The organism is Bryocella sp., assembly GCF_058498515.1.
Window position 1 is genome coordinate 149,212 of record NZ_JBMHYI010000010.1, and the last position, 19,774, is coordinate 168,985.

Here is a 19,774-nt window from a genome sequence, read left to right on the forward strand (position 1 = left end):
GCAAGGAAGATGCCGCGTGAAAGAATAAGGCCATGGCAACTGATGTGCTCCGCGGCTTCGTCTGCCGCGTGTGTGGCGAGCGCCACGACCTTCCCTTCAGCTATAGCTTCAAGGCACCCATCGCCGCGGCCGCCGTGCCGCCGCACGAGATCGACGCGCGCGTCATCCTCACCAAGGACCAGTGCGTTGTCGACCAGCGCGACCTGTTCCTCCGCGGCCGCATCCTCGTGCCCATACACGGCATGGACGAGCCCTTCATCTGGGGCGTGTGGGCCGAGGTCAGCCCCAAAAACTTCCTGCGCACGCAGGAACTCTGGAACACCCCCGGCCGCGAGTTCGAGCCCGCCTTCCCGGGCTACCTCAACTCGGAGATCCCCATCTTCGGCAACACCCTCAACCTCCAGGTCGATGTCCAAACGCAGATCGTAGGCCGCCGCCCGCACTTCTTCGTCAAGGACGCCGACCACCCCCTAGCCCGCGAACAGCGCGAAGGCATCACCCTCGAACGCGTCGAAGAGATCGCCGAAGAGTTACTCCACCCCGACGATTAACGCGAAACGCTAACTCGCTGACTCGCCAACGTGCGCAGCACACTACCGCGAAGCGCTACCTCCCGCTACCGCGAAGCGCTGCTACCCACAACATCCGGCCCCAGCTCCACCGCCGTACGAACCAACTCATCCGCCACCATGCGGCCAAACACCTGCTGCCCATGCGGGTTCAGGTGCGTGCGGTCGAGCGCCGGCTGCGCCTTCGTCGCGTTCTCGGCTTTCGCATCCGGGTGGCCCTGCATATCAAACCCATCCGCCTGTTCCTGCGTCATCGTGTTCAGCAGCTTCGTCGATGACCGGTTGAGGTCGACGCACGTGAGGTCCTCGTCTGCGGCCACCTTGCGCGCGGCCTCGGCATACTCGTTCAGATCTTCCTTGACCTTGCCGTCAACAAACGTTCTCCGGCTCAGAGACGTAACAATCACCGGCACGCCACCGATCGCCCGCACGTCCGCGATCATGCGCTTCAGATACGCAATGTAATCCGGAATGCTCGCATAGACCTTCGGGCTGTTCACCTTCTGGTCGTTGTGTCCGAACTGAATCAGGTAGTAGTCGCCATGCTCCGCGATAGCCTTATCCCATAGGCCTTCCGCAAAGAAACTCTTCGTGCTACGGCCATTCTTCGCATCGTCGATACATGTCACGTTCGGCGTCATCACCGCGCAGAAGCCCGGTCCCCATCCGCCCTCGCTGGCTACGGTCGAGTCGCCGATGAGGATGATCTTCACCGGCCCACCCTCGATCACCTTCATCGCCTTCACGCCCTCAGGAGGCAGCGTCGCCACATCCTTGCGCACATACTTCGCGAGCTTCGGCTCAGCCTTACCAAGGTCCACGGCCACCATCCGACCGAAGACATAGCTGCCCGCCCAGTCAAGATGCGTCTTGTCGAAGATCGTCTTCCCATCCGCATCCTTCTTGGTGATCGCGAGCTTATTCCCTTCCGCCTCCCCGATCTTGTCGAGGTACGCAATGCTCTCGTTCTGCAGCTCGATCAGCGGAACGTGCATCTCCTTCGCCACGCCACGCATGGCATCGCTGTACACGGTCAGGTCGGAGTGAATCTTGCCATCCGCGCCGAAGTAACGCCGCGTCAACGGCGTCACCAGCACCGGCGTAATGTGCGCCGCGCGAGCCTCCGTCACATAGCGCTTCAGGTTCGCGATATAGTCCGGCAGAGTCACCTGCCGGTCGGCATGATCGGCCGTCACGAGATCGTTGTGCCCGAATTGAATCAGCGCGTAGTCCGGCTTCGTCGCCAGCACGCGGTCCCATAAACCCTGCTCGCGAAACGTGCGCGTACTCGCGCCGCCCTTCGCCATGTCGAGGCAATCCACCTTCTCCGTGAGGTTGGCGCAGAAACCCCGCCCATAGCCCGCGTTCTGCGTCTGTGTCGAATCGCCCACCAGGTCGATGCGCACGGTCGTACCCGGCTTACGCGTAGCCGCAGTCGCTGCGTCAAAGGCCCGAGCCGGATCGCCCTGTGCCATTGCAGCACCAGCGCAACCAATCATTACTCCAGCCACCATCCACCAACCCGCGTTCCACATGCCTGTCCTGCCTCCTGGATATCTCAGCCTGTCCGCGAATGAGTGTACGTGATTCAGCCACCGCAGCTTTCACGCAAGACAGCATCAGCATTCAATCCGCGGAAACATCCTGCCGATAAGGTCAACTCGCTGCGTCGCCGAGGGCGCAGCAAGCATCCGATCCGCATCGGGATTCTTGACACCGCGAACCCCTCCCGATAGGCTCAAACCTGATGAAGCTGTCTCTCACCGCCGCGACCTGTTGCATGTGTTGTTGCATGCCGTGTTGTTGCGCCGGTGTTTGTACGCTCTAGGGTTCGCCTCACAAGCCGACTTGCAAGCCTCCAAAGCACCCACGCAACAGCCGAATGGCAGCGTGGGTTTTGTGTCTCTGGAGCCTGCGCCGCACCCTCCCCGCACGACAACACAGTTGCAGCACGAGGAATACCCTGATGGCGCACCCCACCCAGACCTCCAAGGCTCTCCCCCACGGCAAGCTCATCTTCAACGCCGACGCCGCGGCGATTGCCATCGCGCTATCGTTCGCCGCACTCATCCGGCTGAACATCATCCACCGCATCGGCTGGTAACTCCCGCCCCTCCCGAAAACGAGAGCCTCATCCTGTCCACCGCAACCATGCCGCTCCACAACACGACCGCCGCGCGCCGCCTGCCCAGCCCGCGCGAGATCGCTGGTCTGTTGCCCGGCACCGCGCTGCTCTTCGCCATCGGCCTCGCCGGCAAGGGGCTCGAGTCGCTCGGCATCTACCTCCGCGCGCATCATCATTACTTCCCGCATATCGAGTACGTGCTGTGGGCCATCATCCTCGGCCTGCTCGTCTCGAACCTCACCACCGTCCCGCAGATCTTCCGCCCCGGCATCGCCACCTATGAACTCTGGCTGAAGCTCGGCATTGTGCTCGTAGGCGCCAAGTTCGTCTTCTCCGACGTGCTCCGCCTCGGCAAGATGACCATCGCGATGGTCGTCATCGAACTCGCCCTCTCGCTCACCGTGATGACGCTGCTGGGCAAGCTCTTCAAGCTGCCGCCCAAGCTCACTTCGCTGCTCGCCATCGGCAGCTCCATCTGCGGCGTCACCGCCATCATGGCCGCGCAGGGCGCCATCGAGCCCGACGAGGAAGACACTTCCACCGCCATCGCCGCCATCCTCACCCTCGGCGCCATCGCCCTCTTCACCTTCCCCGCCATCGGCCACTTTCTTGGAATGGGACAACAGTCCTACGGCATCTGGACCGGTCTGGCGGTCGACAACACCGCCGAGGCCACCGTCACCGGAGCCCTCTACGGCGACGTCGCCGGACGCTTCGCGATCCTCGCCAAGACCGCCCGCTCCGCCTTCATCGGTTTCGTCGTACTGGGATACGCCATCTACTGGGCCTCCCAGGGACAGGCCGCCCGCGTTGAAAACAAAGCCCTTTTCCTGTGGCAGAAGTTTCCCAAGTTCATCCTCGGCTTCATGGCCATCAGCGTCCTCGCCACCGTCGGCTTCTTCTCGGCGGGCCAGCTCACCTCCCTGGCGAACCTCTCCAAGTGGGCGTTTCTCCCCGCCTTTGCCGGCGTCGGCCTCCGAACCCAGCTCAAAGACCTCGTCAACCAGGGCTGGCGGCCGATAGTAGTAGGCGTGCTGGGAGAGATCTTTATCGCGTTGGTGACGCTGGCGCTCGTGTTTTTTGGCTATCATGGAGGTAGACCATGACGCATTGCCTCCCCGCGTTGCTGATGGTGTTCCTCACGAGCGAAGCCGGTCACATGGCGACGCTCGCGATGATCGTTGTGGCCGTGATGCTCGCTGCCGGAGTCGCAATCTGCGCTCTCCGCAGCCGCCGCGCCGCAAGCCGCCTAGCTCCCACCACAGGAGCCTGTTCCTCCGTAACCGGTTGTTGTCGCCGCTAGTCTCCTTCTGATCTAAGCGCGAGAACCCAAACTCTTCCCCCACAACGCAACATCCCTCAGCACCCATCCGCGAACTCGTGCGCCCTTTGTTCCAACGAAGAGAAACGCGCAGGAGCGCGGCGCTGCACACTTTCCGGAGAATCCCATGACGCACTTGTCTTCCTCGTCCTCTTCAGACGCCCGCCGACGATCGCATTCGATCACAGCCCTCGCAGCCTCTGCCTTCCTTCTGGCACTCGCTTCGCTCGCACACGCGCAGGTTGTCGGAGGCACCATCTCCGGTGTCGTCACCGACTCCTCCGGAGCCGTGATCCCCAACGCCACCGTCATCGTGCGCAACGAAGATACCGGCACGCAGCGCATCCTCAAGACCAGCGGCTCCGGCTCCTTCTCCGCGCCCTCCATCCCCGTCGGCTCCTACGACGTCTCCACCGCAGTCGATGGCTTCGCGCCCTACGACCGCAAGAACATCGTGCTCACCGTAGGCCAGTCTCTGCCGCTCACCCTCGCCCTGCATCCCGCCGGCTCAACCTCCGTCACCGTCGACGGCAACGACCTCAGCCCGGTCAACACCTCCACCGAGCAGATCTCCGGCCTCGTCGACTCGCGCCAGGTCAAGGAGCTTCCGCTCAACGGCCGCAGCTACGACCAGCTCATCCTGCTCAACCCCGGCACCGTCAATTACACCAACCAGCGCTCCGGAGGCACTGGCACCTCGAACAGCTCCGTCGGCAGCATGTTCTCGGTCTCCGGCCGCCGCCCGCAGGACAATCTCTACCTGCTCAACGGCGTCGAGTACACCGGAGCCTCGCTCATCAACGTGACGCCCGGTGGAACCTCCGGCCAGCTCCTCGGCATCGATGGCATCCACGAGTTCAACGTCGTCAGCGACACCTACTCCGCCTCCTACGGCAAGCGCGACGGCGCGCAAATCTCCATCGTCACGCAGCAGGGCACCAACCGCGTGCACGGCTCCGCGTATGAGTTCCTGCGCAACAGCTTCTTCGACGCACGCAACTACTTCGACGGCGCACGCATCCCCGAGTTCCAGCGCAACGACTACGGTGCCTCGCTCGGTGGCCCGCTACGCAAGGACAAGTTCTTCCTCTTCGGCAACTACGAAGGCTATCGCCAGAATCTCGGCCTCTCGCTCGTAACGCTGGTGCCGGACAACGCCTCCCGCGCCGCAGCAGCGCCCTCCGTGAAGCCGTTCCTCAACCTCTGGCCCGTGCAGACCATCGCGAACGATGTCCAGCCCGGCATCAGCGAGTGGATCGGCACCAGCCCGCAGCACATCCGCGAAGACTTCGGCACCACGCGCTTCGACGCCAACCTCACGCCCAACGATCTCCTCTTCGCCGTCTACACGGTCGATGACTCCACCGCGCACACTCCTTCGCAGGATCCTTACTCCGTCGTGGACGAGTTCCTGCGAGAGCAAGTAGTCAGCGTGCAGGAGCAGCATGTCTTCTCGCCGCGCATCCTCAACACGGTGCGCTTCGGCTTCTCGCGCGCCAGCTTCCTCTTCCTCGGCTCAGTCCCCGCCGACGTGCAGGCCAACACGCCGACCTTCATCCCCGGCCTGCCCACCGGCGCCATCGTCATCTCCGGCTCTACCGCATCGAACGGAGCCTCGGCCATCACCACCGCCGGCGCCAACGTCGGAGCGAACAACGCCATCACCCGCAACCTCTTCACCTTCGACGACCACATCTTCTACACCATCGGCCGTCACCAGATCGAAGGCGGCGTGTGGCTGCAACGCCTGCAGTCGAACGACAATCTAGCGCAGGACCAATACGGCCAGGCCTCGTTCGCTTCGCTCGCCACCTTCCTCACCGGAGCCATCAAGACCTTCACCTACGCCCCGCAGGTCACGCCACTCGGTTGGCGCTCGCTCTTCGTCGCCGGCTATCTCGAGGACTCCTTCCACCTCACCCCACGCGTTGAAGTCCGCGCCGGCGTGCGAACCCAGTCCTCCACCGGTTGGAGCGAATCCCAGGGCCGTGCCGGCATCTACACCTTCAGCGCGAGCAGCAACAACAGCCCCGCCGGCGTCATCAGCACCAACCCCACTGTCGTCTCCAACGCCCTCACCGACAACAAAGCCCTCCTGCTCGTCGAGCCGCGCCTCGGCGTCGCCTGGGATGTCTTCGGCAACGGCCGCACCAGCGTGCGCGCCTCCGCCGGCTTCCATCACTCGTTGCTCGACGCCCTCGACTATCGCCTCGATCAGGCCGCTCCCTACAACACCGTCTATACCTACACGGGCGGCAACGTAAGCGCGCCCTTGAGCGGCGCCAAGGCTGTCTCGCCCTCCACCGTCGCCACCAACATCAACACTCCCGCACTGCTCGCCTACGCGCTCAAGGTCGAGCAGCAGATCGCTCCGCACACCTCGCTCACCGTCGGCTACGACGGCTCGCACAGCTACCACCAGATCCTCTCCGGCGATCTCAACGAACCCGCCTTCACGTTCGTCAACGGCCGCGTCTTCTATCCCCAAACAGGTGGCCAGACCAACAACCCCAAGGCCAATCCCGCACTCGCGAATACCACCTCGTGGTGGTCCGGCGGCTCCGGCAGCTACAACGCCCTCATCGTCGATCTCCGCCAGCAGCTGACTCACGGTCTCCAGCTGCGCGGCAACTATACCTGGTCGAAGAACCTCGACGATGGCTCGGCCTGGAACACCTCCGTCTCGGCCAATACACCCGCCTTCGTCGCGGTACCGCAGCTCCCACATCTCGACTACGGCCGCGCCGCTACCGACCTCCGCAACACCGCCTCCATCAACGCAACCTGGGCTCTGCCCGTCCGCCAGCTATTCTTCGCATCTAGCATCTCGCATCTAGCATCTGCGATCGTCGACGGCTGGTCTCTCTCCACCATCGCCAGCCTCAACTCCGGCTTCCCGTTCTCTCCGCAGCTAGGCTATAACCCCACCAACAGCGGCGATTCACGCAACCCTGTGCGGCCAGACCTGAATCCCAACTTCAACGGCCAGCTCTACACCGGAGAAAGCACAGCGCAGCGCGTCGCGCAGTACTTCAACTCAGCAGCGTTCCTTGCTCCCGCAACGGGCTACGTCGGCAATGCCTCGCGCGACTCCCTCACCGGCCCCGGCTACGCGGACTGGGATCTCTCGCTGCTCAAATCCACCCGCATCACCGAAGGCACACGCGCCGAGTTCCGCGCCGAGTTCTTCAACGTCATCAACCACACCAACCTCGCTCTGCCCAACGAAGTCGTCTTCTCCAGCGCCACCGCCCTCGGAACGCCCGGAGTCATCACCTCAACCGCGGGCACCAGCCGCCAGATCCAGCTCGGCGTGAAGGTGCTCTTCTAAGCCAGCTCATCTGACAGGCAAACGCAGGGACGCAAAAGACGCCAGGTCCCGCAGCGATCTCCGTTGCGTACCTTGGCGTCCTTCGTGACCTTAGTGTCTTCCGTTGCCCTTGCCGTTGCCCTTGCTGTTGCCTTTGCTGTTGCCTTTGCTGTTGCCTTTGCTGTTGCCTTTGCACTTGCCTCTGTCTCTGCCTCTGTCTCTGTCTCTGTCTCTGCAGCGCCCTTGTAACTAGCTCGCTCTCCGCCACAGCCCCCTGTGAAAAGCGAATGCAGAGACGCAAAGAACGCCAAGGCCCGCAGCGATCTCCGTTGCGTACCTTGGCGTCCTTCGTGACCTTAGCGTTTTCCGTTGCCCTTGCTGTTGCCTTTGCTCTTGTCTCTGTCTCTGCCTCTGTCTCTGTCTCTGTCTCTGCAGCGCCCTTGTAACTAGCTCGCTCTCCGCCCCACCATCGCGAAGTCAATAAACGCATGCTCCGGGTCGGTATGGATCAGCTTCACGTTGACCTTGTCGCCCACATCCAATCCCTCGCCGCCATGCACCACGCGGCCTTCGAACGGCGGCCGGATCACGCGCACATAGACACCCTTGTCACTCGCTCCCGTAACGACACCCGCGAAGATCTGGCCGATGCGATCTGCCATCGCCACCGCGGCGACGCGCTTCTGCATATGGCGCTCGATCTTGCGCAGCGCCTTATCTGCAACGTTGCAATGCGCCGCGATCGCCGCAAGCTCATCGTCGCTGTACGGTGCCGGTTCGTTCCGCACCATCGCATGCAGCACACGCTGCGTCACGATATCCGGAAAGCGCCGATTGGGCGCGGTCGAGTGCGTGTAGTCCCGCGCCGCCAGCCCAAAGTGCCCCGTAGGATCATCGTCAGGACGCAGCAGCATGTACTGCCCCGGTCCCATCAGCTTGATCACCGTCAACGCAATATCCGGATAGTGATCCGGATCGCGCTGGCGCAGCGTCTCCAGCACATCATTCAGCGCATGCGAGTCCGGAGTGATCGGCAGATCGAACCCACGATCCTTCGCCAGCGACACAATGCGGTCCCAGCGCTGCGGCACGATGACCACACGCTGCAGCCCCGAACGTCCACCCTTGCGCAGCGCCCGCGCCATCACACCATTCGCCGCAACCATCAGGTCTTCGATCAGCAGCATCGCGCGGTTCTGCGTAGCCTCCTCCACATCGATCACGCGCCCATCGACGACCACCGGATCGGCCTCAGCCTTGTGGAACTCCAGCGCACCCTTGGCCACGCGTGCCTTGTGCAGCGCCTGCGCGGCCTCATCCTGCAGCTTCAACTGCTCCTGCAACCATCCGCGATGCAGCGGCCCCGTCGCCGGCTCCGGCGTCTGATCCAGCTCCCCCACACCAATCAACGTCGGATCAGGCTCATGCTCACGCGCCGAATCCGAACGCAACGAAAGCTCATCCGGGTCGCTGATGCCCGCAGCTGTCTTCTCTAGCCACGGTCCCACGCGTGAGTACGCCAGCTGCGCGCGATTGCGCACCACCGCACGCGAGATCACCTCATCGACAATCTCACCCTCCGCCGTCACCGTGAAGCTCATCATCACCGCGTAGCGATCGGCGTTCTCGTTCAAACTCGTCAGCCCAGTGGAGAGCTCCAACGGCAGCATCGGAAAGTTCTTCACCGCCGTATAGATCGTCTGCGTCTGCGCCTTGGCATGTTCGTCGATCGGACTGCCCTGTTCCACCGCCGCGGCTACATCGCCGATAGCGATATGCAAACGCACGCCCTTGTCCACGCGCTCCGCCACTTCGATCTGATCCAGATCGCGCGACGTATCGTTGTCGATGGAAGACCATCCAAGCCCACGCAGATCCTCAACTCCAGACGAAGCGGCAAATGTCGCATAGCGCGCCTCAATCTCGCTCACCTGTTCCGCCACGCCCGGCCCAAACTCCGGCCGAAAGCCCGCCTCATGCATCTCGTCCAGCGCAGCCTGCGTCAGGTCGAAATGACGCGCCGACTGCGCATCATGCGTGGGCAGTTGGTGCGATCCCTGCCCTTGCACGGGACCGCCGTCCGCGTGGCTGCCATGCGCGTGGCTCTCGTGCTGGCGTCCGTCGTGCTCGGGGTGGCCATGCTCGTTGTGGTGGTCCCCCTGGTGCGTGAAAGACGAAGGCCGGTGATCGCGAGGGGAACTTCCAGACATGCCCCGCAGACTACCACGTGGAGGGAAGCATCGGATAACTGCGGCGACGGCCAACGGAGCAACCGACGTCTGCGTCCAAGCTGAAAGCCGTATTGGACCAGAACCTGATCGACGCTCTCCGGGCCTCGTTTCGCTTCGCCTACACTGGAGTTCCGTGACGCCGCTTCCCGAGTTCGACGCAGTATTCCCCGAGTTCGATGCAGCACCCGTAGCCCCGCAAACGTACCGTATGCTGCTTGAGCTTGCCGAGTCGCTGCCCGATGGCCTCGTGGTCATGGACCGCGACTGGCGCATCGTCTACGCCAACCCCACCGCAAGACGCATCAGCCGCCTGCGCGATCAAGACATCAGCGGCCCCACGCACTGGGAGCTCTACCCGGATACCGTCGGAACCATCGTCGACCAGGTCTACCACGCCGTGATGGCAGATCGCGAACCGCGGACCCTGCCCACCTTCCACTACCAGCCCTTCGACCTGTGGGAGACCATCCACGTCTTTCCCGTCAGCACCGGCATCGCGCTCTACTATCGCGACGTCACGGAAGCCTATGAGGCCGAAGAGGCGCGCGCCTCCGCCATCGCCGAGATCGAGCGCCAGCGCCACGAAGCCGAAGCTATCTATCGTGGAGCTCCCATCGGGATGGCCCTCTATGACGCGAAGACCTTGCGCGTGCTCCGCATCAACGATCGCCAGGCCGAGATCTTCGATGTCGATCCGAAGCAGGCCATCGGCATGCCCTTCGAGGATCTCGTGGCGGGCGTGCCCACCGGACTCCCGTCCCTGCAGCGCGCAGCCACCGGCGAGCGCATCCTCAACCTCCCCATCGATGGCGTGTTGGCCCGGCGTCCCGGCGAGCATCGCCATTGGAGCGTCAACTACACGCCCGTCTTCGGTGACGATGGCGAAGTCCGTGCCGTCGCCACGGCCACCCTCGAGGTAACCCAGCAGAAGCGCGCCGAAGCTGCGCTCATCGAAGCCGAGAAGCTCGCTGCCGTCGGCCGCATGGCTGCCTCCATCGCGCACGAGATCAACAACCCGCTGGAGTCCGTCACCAACCTGCTCTTCCTCGCGCGCTCGGAGAGCACCAACCCCGCCGTACGCGAGTACCTCGACATCGCCGACCAGGAGCTGCGCCGCGTCTCCATCATCGCCAACCAGACCCTGCGCTTCCACAAACAGCCGACGGCCGCGCGCGAAGTCTCCTGCGGAGATCTCTTCGACACCGTGATGAGCTTGTACGAGGGCCGCCTGCGCCACTCCAGCGTGCACGTCGAGCGGCGCAAGCGCAACACCCGCAACGTCACCTGCTTCGAAGGCGACATCCGCCAGGTGCTGCACAACCTGGTCAGCAACGCCATCGACGCCATGCCGACCGGCGGACGGCTCATCCTTCGCTCCCGCGAAGCCACCGACTGGACCTCCGCCCGCGATGGACACACGCCACGCCGAGGCATCGCCCTGACCGTCGCCGACACGGGTTCCGGCATGGACGCCGCAACCCGCGCACGCATCTTCGAAGCTTTCTTCACCACCAAGGGCCTCTCCGGCACCGGCCTCGGCCTGTGGATCTCCGCCGGCATCATGCAGCGTCACCAGGGCAGCCTGCGCGTCCGCTCCAGCACCAACCCCGCCCACCACGGCACCGTCTTCACCCTCTTCCTTCCCTTCGACGCAGTGCTCACCGACTAGCCGCGCTTGCGCAAGGAGCGCGAACGAACCCCTGCACAAGTCTTCTCTTTGTCAGGGCGGGACTTCAGTCCCGCCATAGAGTCTGTAACGACAATGCGGCTTTAGCCGCTGAGGGAATACCCGGGTAGGATCAAGCCTTCACTACGCCAGCACCCGCTCCCGTAACGGCCGCAACCGCGTCTCTTCCAGCCCATCGCGATAGAACATGTTGTACGTGTCGAACGGAATCAGCCGCTGCCCATCCGGGTGCGCGATGTGCACACAGGTCTTCTTGATCGACCGCAGATCGAAGCTCTGCGCATCGATGAACTGCACGATCAGGATGCGAAACAGGTTGTCGTAGTCAAGCTTCCGAGGCACGAGCACCTGCGGCAGGCAACACAATAACTCGCGCAGCGTACTCGCCTGCGACATCGGCGAGTGGTTCGTCGCGAACAGCTTGAAGAGATGGCCGCGAATCGCCTCGTCCTGCTCATACACAATCGTGTTGCGGCCCGCGTTGATCAGCACATCCGGCTCGATCATGCCCGTCAACGGGACGACCCTGCCCTCCAGCTTCATCGCATACGCCATCGCCAGGCTGTCCGGATGACACGGCACTGGAATCAAGTCCTCCAGTCGAAACACACTTGTCTGCTCGAGGATCCTGCGCCGCACCTCGCTCAGCGTCAGCCGATGCTGCTCGCGGTCATAACCCTGCAGCCGCCCCGCCTGCTGCACAGGCTGAAACGTCACGCCGCGCACACAAGGTTGCTGTAGCGCAAAGTCCACAATCGCTCCCAGTTCGTCATCGTTGACGCCGCGCTCGACGGTAACCACCAGCGTCGTCGACAGGTTCAGCCGATTGAGTTTCTCCAGCGCCTTCATGCGCACGCTGCGCAGGTCCGCGCCGCGCAACTGCATCAGCGCCTCGCGTCCCAGCGAGTCGAACTGCAGGTACAACTCGAAGTGCGGCATGTACTCCGCAAGCCGCTCCGCGAAGCCCTCCTCCATAGCAATCCGCACACCGTTCGTGTTCACCATCAGGTGTTTGATCGGCGTGCGCTTCGCCGCATCCAGCACCTCGAAGAACTGCGGATGGATCGTCGGCTCACCACCGGAGATCTGCACCACGTCCGGCTCCATCTCGTTCCTCACCACCGCATCGAGCATGCGCTCAATCTCTTCCATCGTGCGAAAGGTAGTGCGATGCGTTCCGCTCTCCGCATAGCAGACCGGGCAGTTGAGGTTGCACGCGTCGCAGATCTCGATCAACGTCAGGCACGAGTGTTGCTCCCAGCGACTCGAACAGCGGGTGCAGCGCGGGATGGAAGAGCTCTGCCACGGGGATGAGAAGAAGTGCAAGCAGTCTACCTGCTTCGGCGCCCCGTTTCTCCTTGGCACGTCCTACCCTCGATTCCCAACCGTAACCTCACCCCTTGCAGCACTTCCCTGCACGCGCGCCGCCTGCGCATGAAGCTCAAACCAAAGACCGCGAAGCCCTGATCCAAGCCTCGGCCGCGACCCGAAACGACGTGCGGAAATCCGAACGTAACGCTCGAATATCGCACGCAGCTCGTCAACCCTCTCCACACGGGCTTAACATAATGAGTGCCATGGCTACCTCGTCCGCCACACGCCCTTCCAAGCCTTCCCAGCCCCGAGCGGAGTCCCTGAGAGACGACCTCGTGCGCCAGACAGTGTTCGATGTCTTCCGCCGCTGGGGCTTCCTCCAGGCCTCGCTCGATCCGCTCGGCCAGTACCTCGCACCCGAGCCCTTCCCGCTCTCCATCCCCGACGGTCCCGAGTTTGAAGCCGCCGCTGCCGAAGCCCGCCGCGTCTACTGCGGCACCATCGGCGCCGAGTTCATGCACATCGCTTCGCCGGAGAAGCGCGCCTGGATCCAGCAGCGCCTCGAAGGCCCCGCGCCTGCCGTCGATCAGAAGCGCATCCTCTCGCTGCTCATCAAGGCCGACCTCTTTGAGCAGGTCGCGCAGCAGCGCTATCTCGGCACCAAGCGCTTCTCGCTGGAAGGTCTCACCGCGCTCACGCCGTTCCTCGATCAGCTCTTCGTCACCTCGGCCGAGCTCGGCGTCACGCGCAGCCTCTTCGCGATGGCTCACCGCGGCCGCCTCAACGTCATGGTCAACACCATCGGCCGCACCTCGAAGGAGATCTTCACCAACTTCGAGGACGTCGACCCCCGCTCCATCATGGGCGGCGGCGATGTGAAGTACCACATGGGAGCCACCGGCGAACTCGTCACGCCCGCCGGCAAGACCATCCACCTGCATCTCGCGTCGAACCCCTCGCACCTCGAGGCCGCGAACCCCGTCATCATCGGCCGCGCTCGTGCCTGGCAGGAGCGCATAGGCGCAGAGGGCACCACGCAGGTCCTGCCCATGGTCATCCACGGCGACGCCGCCTTCGCAGGCCAGGGCATCACCGCGGAGACCCTCAACCTCGCCTCGCTCGACGGCTACAACGTCGGCGGCACCATCCAGGTCATCACCAACAACCTGCTCGGCTTCACCGCGAATCCCGAAGAGTCCAACTCCTCGCGCTTCTCCTCCGATCTCGCCAAGCGCCTGCCCATCCCCATCTTCCACGTCAACGCGGAAGACCCCGATGCCGTGGCGCGCATCGCCATGCTGGCCGCCGAGTATCGCCACACCTTCGGCTCCGACGTCGTTATCGACATCATCGGCTATCGCCGTCACGGCCACTCCGAGGTCGATGACCCCACCGTCACGCAGCCTCGCCGCTACGCGCTCATCAAGGATCACCCCCCGCTCTACAAGCTCTACGCCGAGAAGATCGGCATCGATCCGACCGCTGAGGCAACGGAGATACAGCAGCAGTTCTTCGAGGACCAGAAGGCCGCCAAGCAGGCCACCTCCAAGCCCCGCCTGCACGAGCTCCCTCCCTACTGGAGCGCATTCTACGGCGGTGCACTGCGTGCGGAAGACAATCCCCCCACCGGCATCGGTGCGGAAGAGATCGCCTCGCTCACGACGAAGCTCACCACCGCGCCCGAAGGCTTCCACGTTCATCCCAAGGTAGAAAAATTGCTGGCCCAGCGCGTGGAGATGGGCACAGGCAAGAAGCCCCTCGACTACGGCATGGCTGAGCTGCTCGCCTACGCTTCGCTGCTCAAGACCCGCGTCCCCGTTCGACTCACTGGCCAGGACTCGCAGCGCGGCACCTTCAATCAGCGCCACTCCGTGCTCATCGATACCGAGACCGAAGCGCGCTGGTCGCCGCTCAACAACATCGCTCCCGAGCAGGGCCGCTGGCAGGTCTACAACTCCATGCTCTCCGAGGCTGCCTGCCTCGGCTTCGAGTACGGCTATGCCCGCGACTTCCCCGAAGCCCTCGTGCTCTGGGAAGCCCAGTTCGGCGACTTCGCCAACGGCGCGCAGATCATCATCGACCAGTTCATCGCCGCGGGCGAAGCCAAGTGGGGACTGCTCTCCGGCGTCACCATGCTCCTTCCGCATGGCTACGAAGGCCAGGGCCCCGAGCATTCGTCGGCACGCGTCGAGCGTTATCTGCAGCTCGCCGCCCAGGCCAACATCCAGGTCACGCAGCCTTCCACCGCCGCACAGTACTTCCACCTGCTGCGTCGCCAGGCCCTGCGCAAGTGGCGCAAGCCGCTCGTCGTCTTCACGCCGAAGTCCATGCTGCGTCATCCCGACGCGATGTCGCCCGTCGCCGATCTCGCCGCGGATCAGTTCCAGATGGTCATCCCCGACACAGCCGTGCGCGCTCCGCAGCGCGTTCTGCTCTGCTCCGGCAAGATCGGCCACAACCTCCGCGTCGAGCGCGCCAAGCGTGGGCTCGATGGCAAGCAGGAAGGCAAGCCCCGCGTCGCCATCATCTTCATCGACCAGCTCTATCCCTGGCCTGAAGCCGAGTTGCAGGCCGCGCTCGACATGCACGGACGCGCCCAGGAAATCGTCTGGGTTCAGGAAGAGCCCGGCAACATGGGAGCTTGCAGCTTCGTGATGCCGCGCCTCAAGCGCCTCTCGCGCGGCCGCCCCGTACTCAAGATCACGCGCACCGCATCGGCCAGTCCCGCCACCGGCTCCGCGAAAGCACACGAGATGGAAGAGAAGACCCTCATCGATCTCGCCCTCGGCAGCGCGTATTAATTTCCGGCAATTACGAACGGGATGCGTTACTAACGCTTGATGTTAGTAACGCATCCCGTTATCCTTTTCGTGTGATCGTTAGCTTCCGCGACGCCGAGGCACAAAAGCTGTGGGAGACAGGCAAGAACCGTACCCTGCATGCGGCGTTGCGCATTCCGGCATGGAAGAAGCTTGCGATTCTGCACGCTGCTCTTGCGCTCGAGAACCTGCGGGTCCCTCCCGGAAATCGGCTGGAAGCATTGAAAGGCGATCGGCGCGGCCAACATAGCATCCGGATCAATGACCAGTTCCGCATCTGCTTCGTCTGGAAGGACGGCAATGCGCATCAGGTTGAGATCGTCGACTATCACTGAGGAAAACCAATGGCGAAAACCTTCGCGATCCATCCCGGCGACATCCTCCTGACGGAGTTCATGGAGCCGCTGGGCCTGACTGCCTACCGTCTGGCGAAGAATCTCCAGGTTCCCCTGCCCCGCATCAATGACGTCGTCCGCGGCAGGCGTTCCATCAGTGCAGATACCGCCGTCCGACTCGGAATTTATTTCGGCCTGCCCGCACAGTTCTGGCTGAACCTGCAGAACGAGTACGACATCCGTCTGGCACAAAAGGCCCTCACAAGCAAGATCAAACCGCGCCTCGCCGCATAACTTGGAGCCCATGAGCGACCTCACCGCAACCGTCCCCGTCACACCGCTCCCCATCCCCGTGGGAGCTTTCAAGGCCTATCTCTTCGACCTCGACGGCACACTTGCCGACTCCATGCCGCTGCACTATCGCGCCTGGATGCAAGCCGTGACTGAAGCCGGCGGCCAGTTCCCTGAGGATGTCTTCTACGAGCTCGGCGGCGTGCCCATCGTCAAGACCGTGGAGATCCTCAACGAGCGCTTCGGTACCCACATGCCTCCCGAGAAGACCGCGCACGACAAGGAGCAGCTCTACTACGCCATGCTCCCCGACCTCAAGCCCATCGCTGCGGTCGTCGCACATGTGCACGCGATGCATGGCAAGATCCCACTCGGCATCGTCTCCGGCTCACCGCGTGCGTCGATCGCGCAAACCCTCGAACGCATCGGCCTCGGCGGCGAGTTCGACATCATCGTCGGTGCCGAAGATTACACCCACGGCAAGCCCGACCCTGAACCCTTCCTCACCGCGGCGAAGAAGCTCAACCTCGCGCCCGCCGATTGCCTCGTCTTTGAAGACGCCGACGCCGGCATCGCCTCCGCCGTCGCAGCAGGCATGCAATATGTCCGCGTCCCACGCGGCAAGGTCACAATCTAGCGACTCTCTGATCACGTTGCACGACGGCAGGTCACGGCTTCAGCCGTGACAAATCCTCTGTCAACACCATGGCTTTAGCCCCTCGGGAAAGTCGGGCATGGTTCAGACTCTCGGTAGCCGGCCAGCGCATTCACAAACAACGAATAACTGACAACTAATAACTGACAACTAATAACTGACAACTAATAACTAACAACCGCCCCTCACGCTTCATCCCGCGGATCGGCCGGTCCAACCTCCGCCACCCACACCTGGTGCGAGACCCGCGGTGGCTCATCGCCCACATGCATCTCCCACACCCGCTTGCGTAGCGCCTGGTCATCGGCCGTCGTTCGCTCGCGTGAGCGCAAATAGTCCAGCCAGCTCTCCATGATGAACGTCTCGTTGATGTGCTCCGGGTCCGCTGCATCGCGATAGATCCCCCAGCGCACTGCGCCGTCGCGCAATCGCGCGCCCTTCAGCTCATGGATCGCCACCGTGAAGTCTGCATAGTTCTTCGGCGGAATCCTGTAGTGAACCGAGATGCGCACCGGCCCATCGTTCGGCTCCGGCGCTGCAGCCAGCGTCGGCAGCGGGCGCTTCCACTCATACGGCGTCAGGTCCGGCAACGATCCCTTGAGGATGTGGATGCGCGACGTGAAAGGAATGCTCACCGCCATCCCCACCGCGGCACATAGCATCGCCACCTTCACCGAACTATGCTCCGCGATCAAGCCCCACGTCACGCTGCCCAGCGCCAGGCCCCCCTGGAACGTCATCATGTACGTGCCCAGCGCGCGCGCATACACCCAGCCCGGCACCGAAAGCTGCACGCTCACATTGAGCGTCGACATGGTGGACGTCCACGCAAAGCCTGCTCCCAGCAACACCGGAATGATGATCCACGGCTGCGGCACCAGCGCCAGCACCAGGAACACAATCACGTAGTACACGCCCGTGCTCGCAAGCAGCGTGTCCGCATCAATGCTCTTACGAATGCGAGCCAGCGTCCCCGCAGCGAACACCGCGCCCAGCCCCAGGCAGCCATTCAAGATGCCATACCCCATCGCTCCGCTCAGCGAGCTGCGATGCAGGTCCTTCTTCGCCAGCACTGCCAGCAACGACCATACCGCCGACACGAAGAACGCAAAGATGAATGCCCGGATCAGCGGCCCCTGAACGTTAGGCGCGTAACGCAGGTACCGCAGTCCCGATCGCACCGAGCCTGCAATGCGCTCCGCCGGCAGTGCCGACTTGAACAGCGGCTTGCGCTTCCATCGCCACAGAATCCAGATCACTCCCGCGAACGATACCGAGTTCAGCGCGAAAACCCACGCCGCGCCGGTATGCGCGCGTGTGAACGCTGCCACCATCAAGCCGCCGAACGCCGGTCCCAACGCACGAGCAATGTTATTGCTCGCAGCATTCAACGTCACCGCGTTCGGCAGCTCCTCATGCGGCACCAGCTCCGGCACAATCGCCTGCCACGCCGGGTTGTTCATCGACGACCCAATGTTGAGCAGGAACGTCAGTACCAGCAGCGTCCACGGCGTGATCACATTCGCGAACGTCAGCACCGCCAGCAGCGCCACCGACGCCAGCATCCACCACTGCCAGATCAACAGCAGCCGTCGCCGATCGAAGATGTCCGCGGTCGCGCCCGCCAGCAGCCCGAGGAACAACACCGGCAAACTCGCCGCCGTCTGCATCAACGCAATCAGCAGCGGCGACGACGTCAACGCCGTCATCAGCCACGTGCCCGCCGTGTCCTGCATCCATGTGCCGACGTTCGAAACCGTCGCCGCAATAAAGCGGTCGCGAAACAGCGGAAGCCTCAGCGGCCCGAACGCATCGCCGGAATGATCCGGTGGCGGCGGCGCGGCCGAGGTGCCAAGGTCAGTCGTATCTACGTGCGCTGTCTCTCCCACGCTTGCTTGGATGCTCCTCCGGTCCAGGTCGCGATGGCCACGCTGCAGCAGCACCATGGCCAGCCTCTAGAATCGCAGACATGGGATTGCGTGTCGCGCTGCTTTTGGTCCTTGCCAACATGACCCAGTCCCTGCACGCGCAGAGTGGGACAGAACCCGCGCCAACCGAAGCTCCCTTCCCTCCGATCCGCGACCTCATGCTCGCAGTCGAGAGTAACCAGCGCCGCTTCGAGGCTGCTCGCCGCGACTACATCTATCACGTGCACACCGTGGAGGAGGACTACGACAGCCACGAGCACGTCAAGAAGACCACCGTCACCGACGCCGAGAGCCTAAGCATCAACGGCGTCCGCGTCGACAAGGTCGTCGCGAAGAATGGCCATCCGCTCACTCCCGACGAGCAGAAGAAGGAAGACGAGCGCGTCGACAAAGAGGTCTCCAAGGGACAGGCGAGGCGCACGAAGAACGAGGATAAAGGCCGCGAGACCGACCAACGCGGCAACGAGATCACGCCCGTCTCACGCATTCTCGAGCTCGGCAGCTTCACCAATCCCCGCCGCGTTCAACTCGACGGTCGAACCGCCATCCTGCTCGACTTCGCAGGAGATCCGCAGGCCAAAACGCACAACAGCTTTGAGGGAATCGTGAAAGACCTCGTCGGCCAGATCTGGATCGACGAAAAGGATCGCGTGCTCGTCCGTGGCGAAGGCCATTTCCTACACGACTTCAAGCTCGGCGGGGGTCTGGTCGCGGATATCCATCAGGGCCTTCACTTCAACTTCCGCTCGACGAAGGTCAATGACGAGGTCTGGCTGCCGGCGCATATCGAAGGCGAAGGTTCGGCGCGGGTGCTGCTCTTTGTGCAGATTCGCGGGCACGTGACGGTGACCACCTCCGATTACCGGAAGTTCCGCACATCCTCCACGATCATCCCCTCCAACCGGGTCATCGGAGCCGATGGAGAGCCGCTGCCGAAACAGCCGGAGCCAGATCAGCCCGGTCAGGAGAAACCAGCCTCATCGCCCCCGCGCACAACGCCGCCCCGACTCTAGGTCCCATGTTTTGTCAGGGCGGGACTTCAGTCCCGCCATAAATGGACTGAGGACAACGCGGCTTCAGATGGGATGAGACGGCTGGCCTCACGGAGGAGCTAGGCTTTCCGTACGCACTCGAGGGTGCAGAAGGAGACCAGCCATGGGACAGGGTATCAAGCGTTGTCAGCCTGCGA

Annotated in this window: 15 protein-coding genes; 11 read left to right on the top strand and 4 right to left on the bottom strand. The window is 63.2% G+C overall.

Annotated features, from left to right (window positions below; all coding sequences use genetic code 11):
* The first annotated feature begins 32 nt into the window (after positions 1-32).
* Entirely contained in the window at positions 33-551 is a 519-nt protein-coding gene (locus tag AC5E6W_RS03310; protein WP_491750832.1) for a DUF2199 domain-containing protein, read from the top strand.
* 65 nt (positions 552-616) lie between these two features.
* Here AC5E6W_RS03310 and AC5E6W_RS03315 read toward each other — a convergent pair whose 3' ends face one another.
* Positions 617-2,104, bottom strand: coding sequence for a GDSL-type esterase/lipase family protein (locus AC5E6W_RS03315; protein ID WP_491750833.1), 1,488 nt, complete (start codon positions 2,102-2,104; stop codon positions 617-619).
* A 431-nt stretch (positions 2,105-2,535) separates the two neighbouring features.
* Between AC5E6W_RS03315 and AC5E6W_RS03320 the strand changes: the two genes are divergently transcribed.
* From AC5E6W_RS03320 to AC5E6W_RS03335, 4 genes are all read left to right on the top strand, one after another.
* Positions 2,536-2,673: a hypothetical protein gene (locus AC5E6W_RS03320; protein ID WP_491750834.1), complete on the top strand. Its 138-nt coding sequence runs from the start codon at positions 2,536-2,538 to the stop codon at positions 2,671-2,673.
* A 47-nt stretch (positions 2,674-2,720) separates the two neighbouring features.
* On the top strand, positions 2,721-3,800 hold the full coding sequence (locus AC5E6W_RS03325; RefSeq protein ID WP_491750835.1) for a YeiH family protein: 1,080 nt from the start codon (positions 2,721-2,723) through the stop codon (positions 3,798-3,800).
* Positions 3,797-3,997 carry a hypothetical protein gene (locus AC5E6W_RS03330; protein WP_491750836.1) on the top strand — a complete coding sequence of 67 codons (201 nt, stop codon included), beginning with the start codon at positions 3,797-3,799 and terminating at the stop codon, positions 3,995-3,997. The genes AC5E6W_RS03325 and AC5E6W_RS03330 overlap by 4 nt, the downstream gene beginning before the upstream one ends.
* A gap of 145 nt (positions 3,998-4,142) precedes the next feature.
* Positions 4,143-7,346, top strand: a complete 3,204-nt coding sequence (locus AC5E6W_RS03335; protein ID WP_491750837.1) for a carboxypeptidase-like regulatory domain-containing protein — start codon at positions 4,143-4,145, stop codon at positions 7,344-7,346.
* Positions 7,347-7,771: 425 nt separating this feature from the next.
* On the opposite strand, the gene AC5E6W_RS03340 is transcribed toward AC5E6W_RS03335, so the two are convergent.
* Positions 7,772-9,535 carry an RNB domain-containing ribonuclease gene (locus AC5E6W_RS03340; RefSeq protein ID WP_491750838.1) on the bottom strand — a complete coding sequence of 588 codons (1,764 nt, stop codon included), beginning with the start codon at positions 9,533-9,535 and terminating at the stop codon, positions 7,772-7,774.
* A gap of 154 nt (positions 9,536-9,689) precedes the next feature.
* On the opposite strand from AC5E6W_RS03340, the gene AC5E6W_RS03345 reads away from it, so the two are divergent.
* The gene (locus AC5E6W_RS03345; protein ID WP_491750839.1) at positions 9,690-11,225 is read left to right on the top strand and encodes a PAS domain-containing protein; all 1,536 of its coding nucleotides are present in this window, start codon (positions 9,690-9,692) and stop codon (positions 11,223-11,225) included.
* Positions 11,226-11,366: 141 nt separating this feature from the next.
* On the opposite strand, the gene AC5E6W_RS03350 is transcribed toward AC5E6W_RS03345, so the two are convergent.
* Entirely contained in the window at positions 11,367-12,479 is a 1,113-nt protein-coding gene (locus tag AC5E6W_RS03350; RefSeq protein WP_491750840.1) for a radical SAM protein, read from the bottom strand.
* Between the two features lie 341 nt (positions 12,480-12,820).
* Here AC5E6W_RS03350 and AC5E6W_RS03355 point away from each other — a divergent pair, with 341 nt between their 5' ends.
* The 4 genes from AC5E6W_RS03355 to AC5E6W_RS03370 all read left to right on the top strand — a co-directional run bounded on the left by AC5E6W_RS03355 (position 12,821) and on the right by AC5E6W_RS03370 (position 16,639).
* Complete coding sequence (locus tag AC5E6W_RS03355; protein WP_491750841.1) at positions 12,821-15,358, top strand: 2-oxoglutarate dehydrogenase E1 component; 2,538 nt, start codon at positions 12,821-12,823, stop codon at positions 15,356-15,358.
* A gap of 71 nt (positions 15,359-15,429) precedes the next feature.
* On the top strand, positions 15,430-15,711 hold the full coding sequence (locus tag AC5E6W_RS03360; protein ID WP_491750842.1) for a type II toxin-antitoxin system RelE/ParE family toxin: 282 nt from the start codon (positions 15,430-15,432) through the stop codon (positions 15,709-15,711).
* Positions 15,712-15,720: 9 nt separating this feature from the next.
* Positions 15,721-16,005, top strand: coding sequence for a HigA family addiction module antitoxin (locus tag AC5E6W_RS03365; RefSeq protein ID WP_491750843.1), 285 nt, complete (start codon positions 15,721-15,723; stop codon positions 16,003-16,005).
* Between the two features lie 10 nt (positions 16,006-16,015).
* A complete protein-coding gene (locus AC5E6W_RS03370; protein WP_491750844.1) occupies positions 16,016-16,639 on the top strand; it encodes an HAD family hydrolase in 624 nt (207 codons plus the stop codon).
* A gap of 203 nt (positions 16,640-16,842) precedes the next feature.
* Here AC5E6W_RS03370 and AC5E6W_RS03375 read toward each other — a convergent pair whose 3' ends face one another.
* Positions 16,843-18,546, bottom strand: coding sequence for an MFS transporter (locus tag AC5E6W_RS03375; RefSeq protein ID WP_491750845.1), 1,704 nt, complete (start codon positions 18,544-18,546; stop codon positions 16,843-16,845).
* A gap of 80 nt (positions 18,547-18,626) precedes the next feature.
* Here AC5E6W_RS03375 and AC5E6W_RS03380 point away from each other — a divergent pair, with 80 nt between their 5' ends.
* On the top strand, positions 18,627-19,598 hold the full coding sequence (locus AC5E6W_RS03380) for a hypothetical protein (RefSeq protein ID WP_491750846.1): 972 nt from the start codon (positions 18,627-18,629) through the stop codon (positions 19,596-19,598).
* Positions 19,599-19,774: the final 176 nt, after the last annotated feature.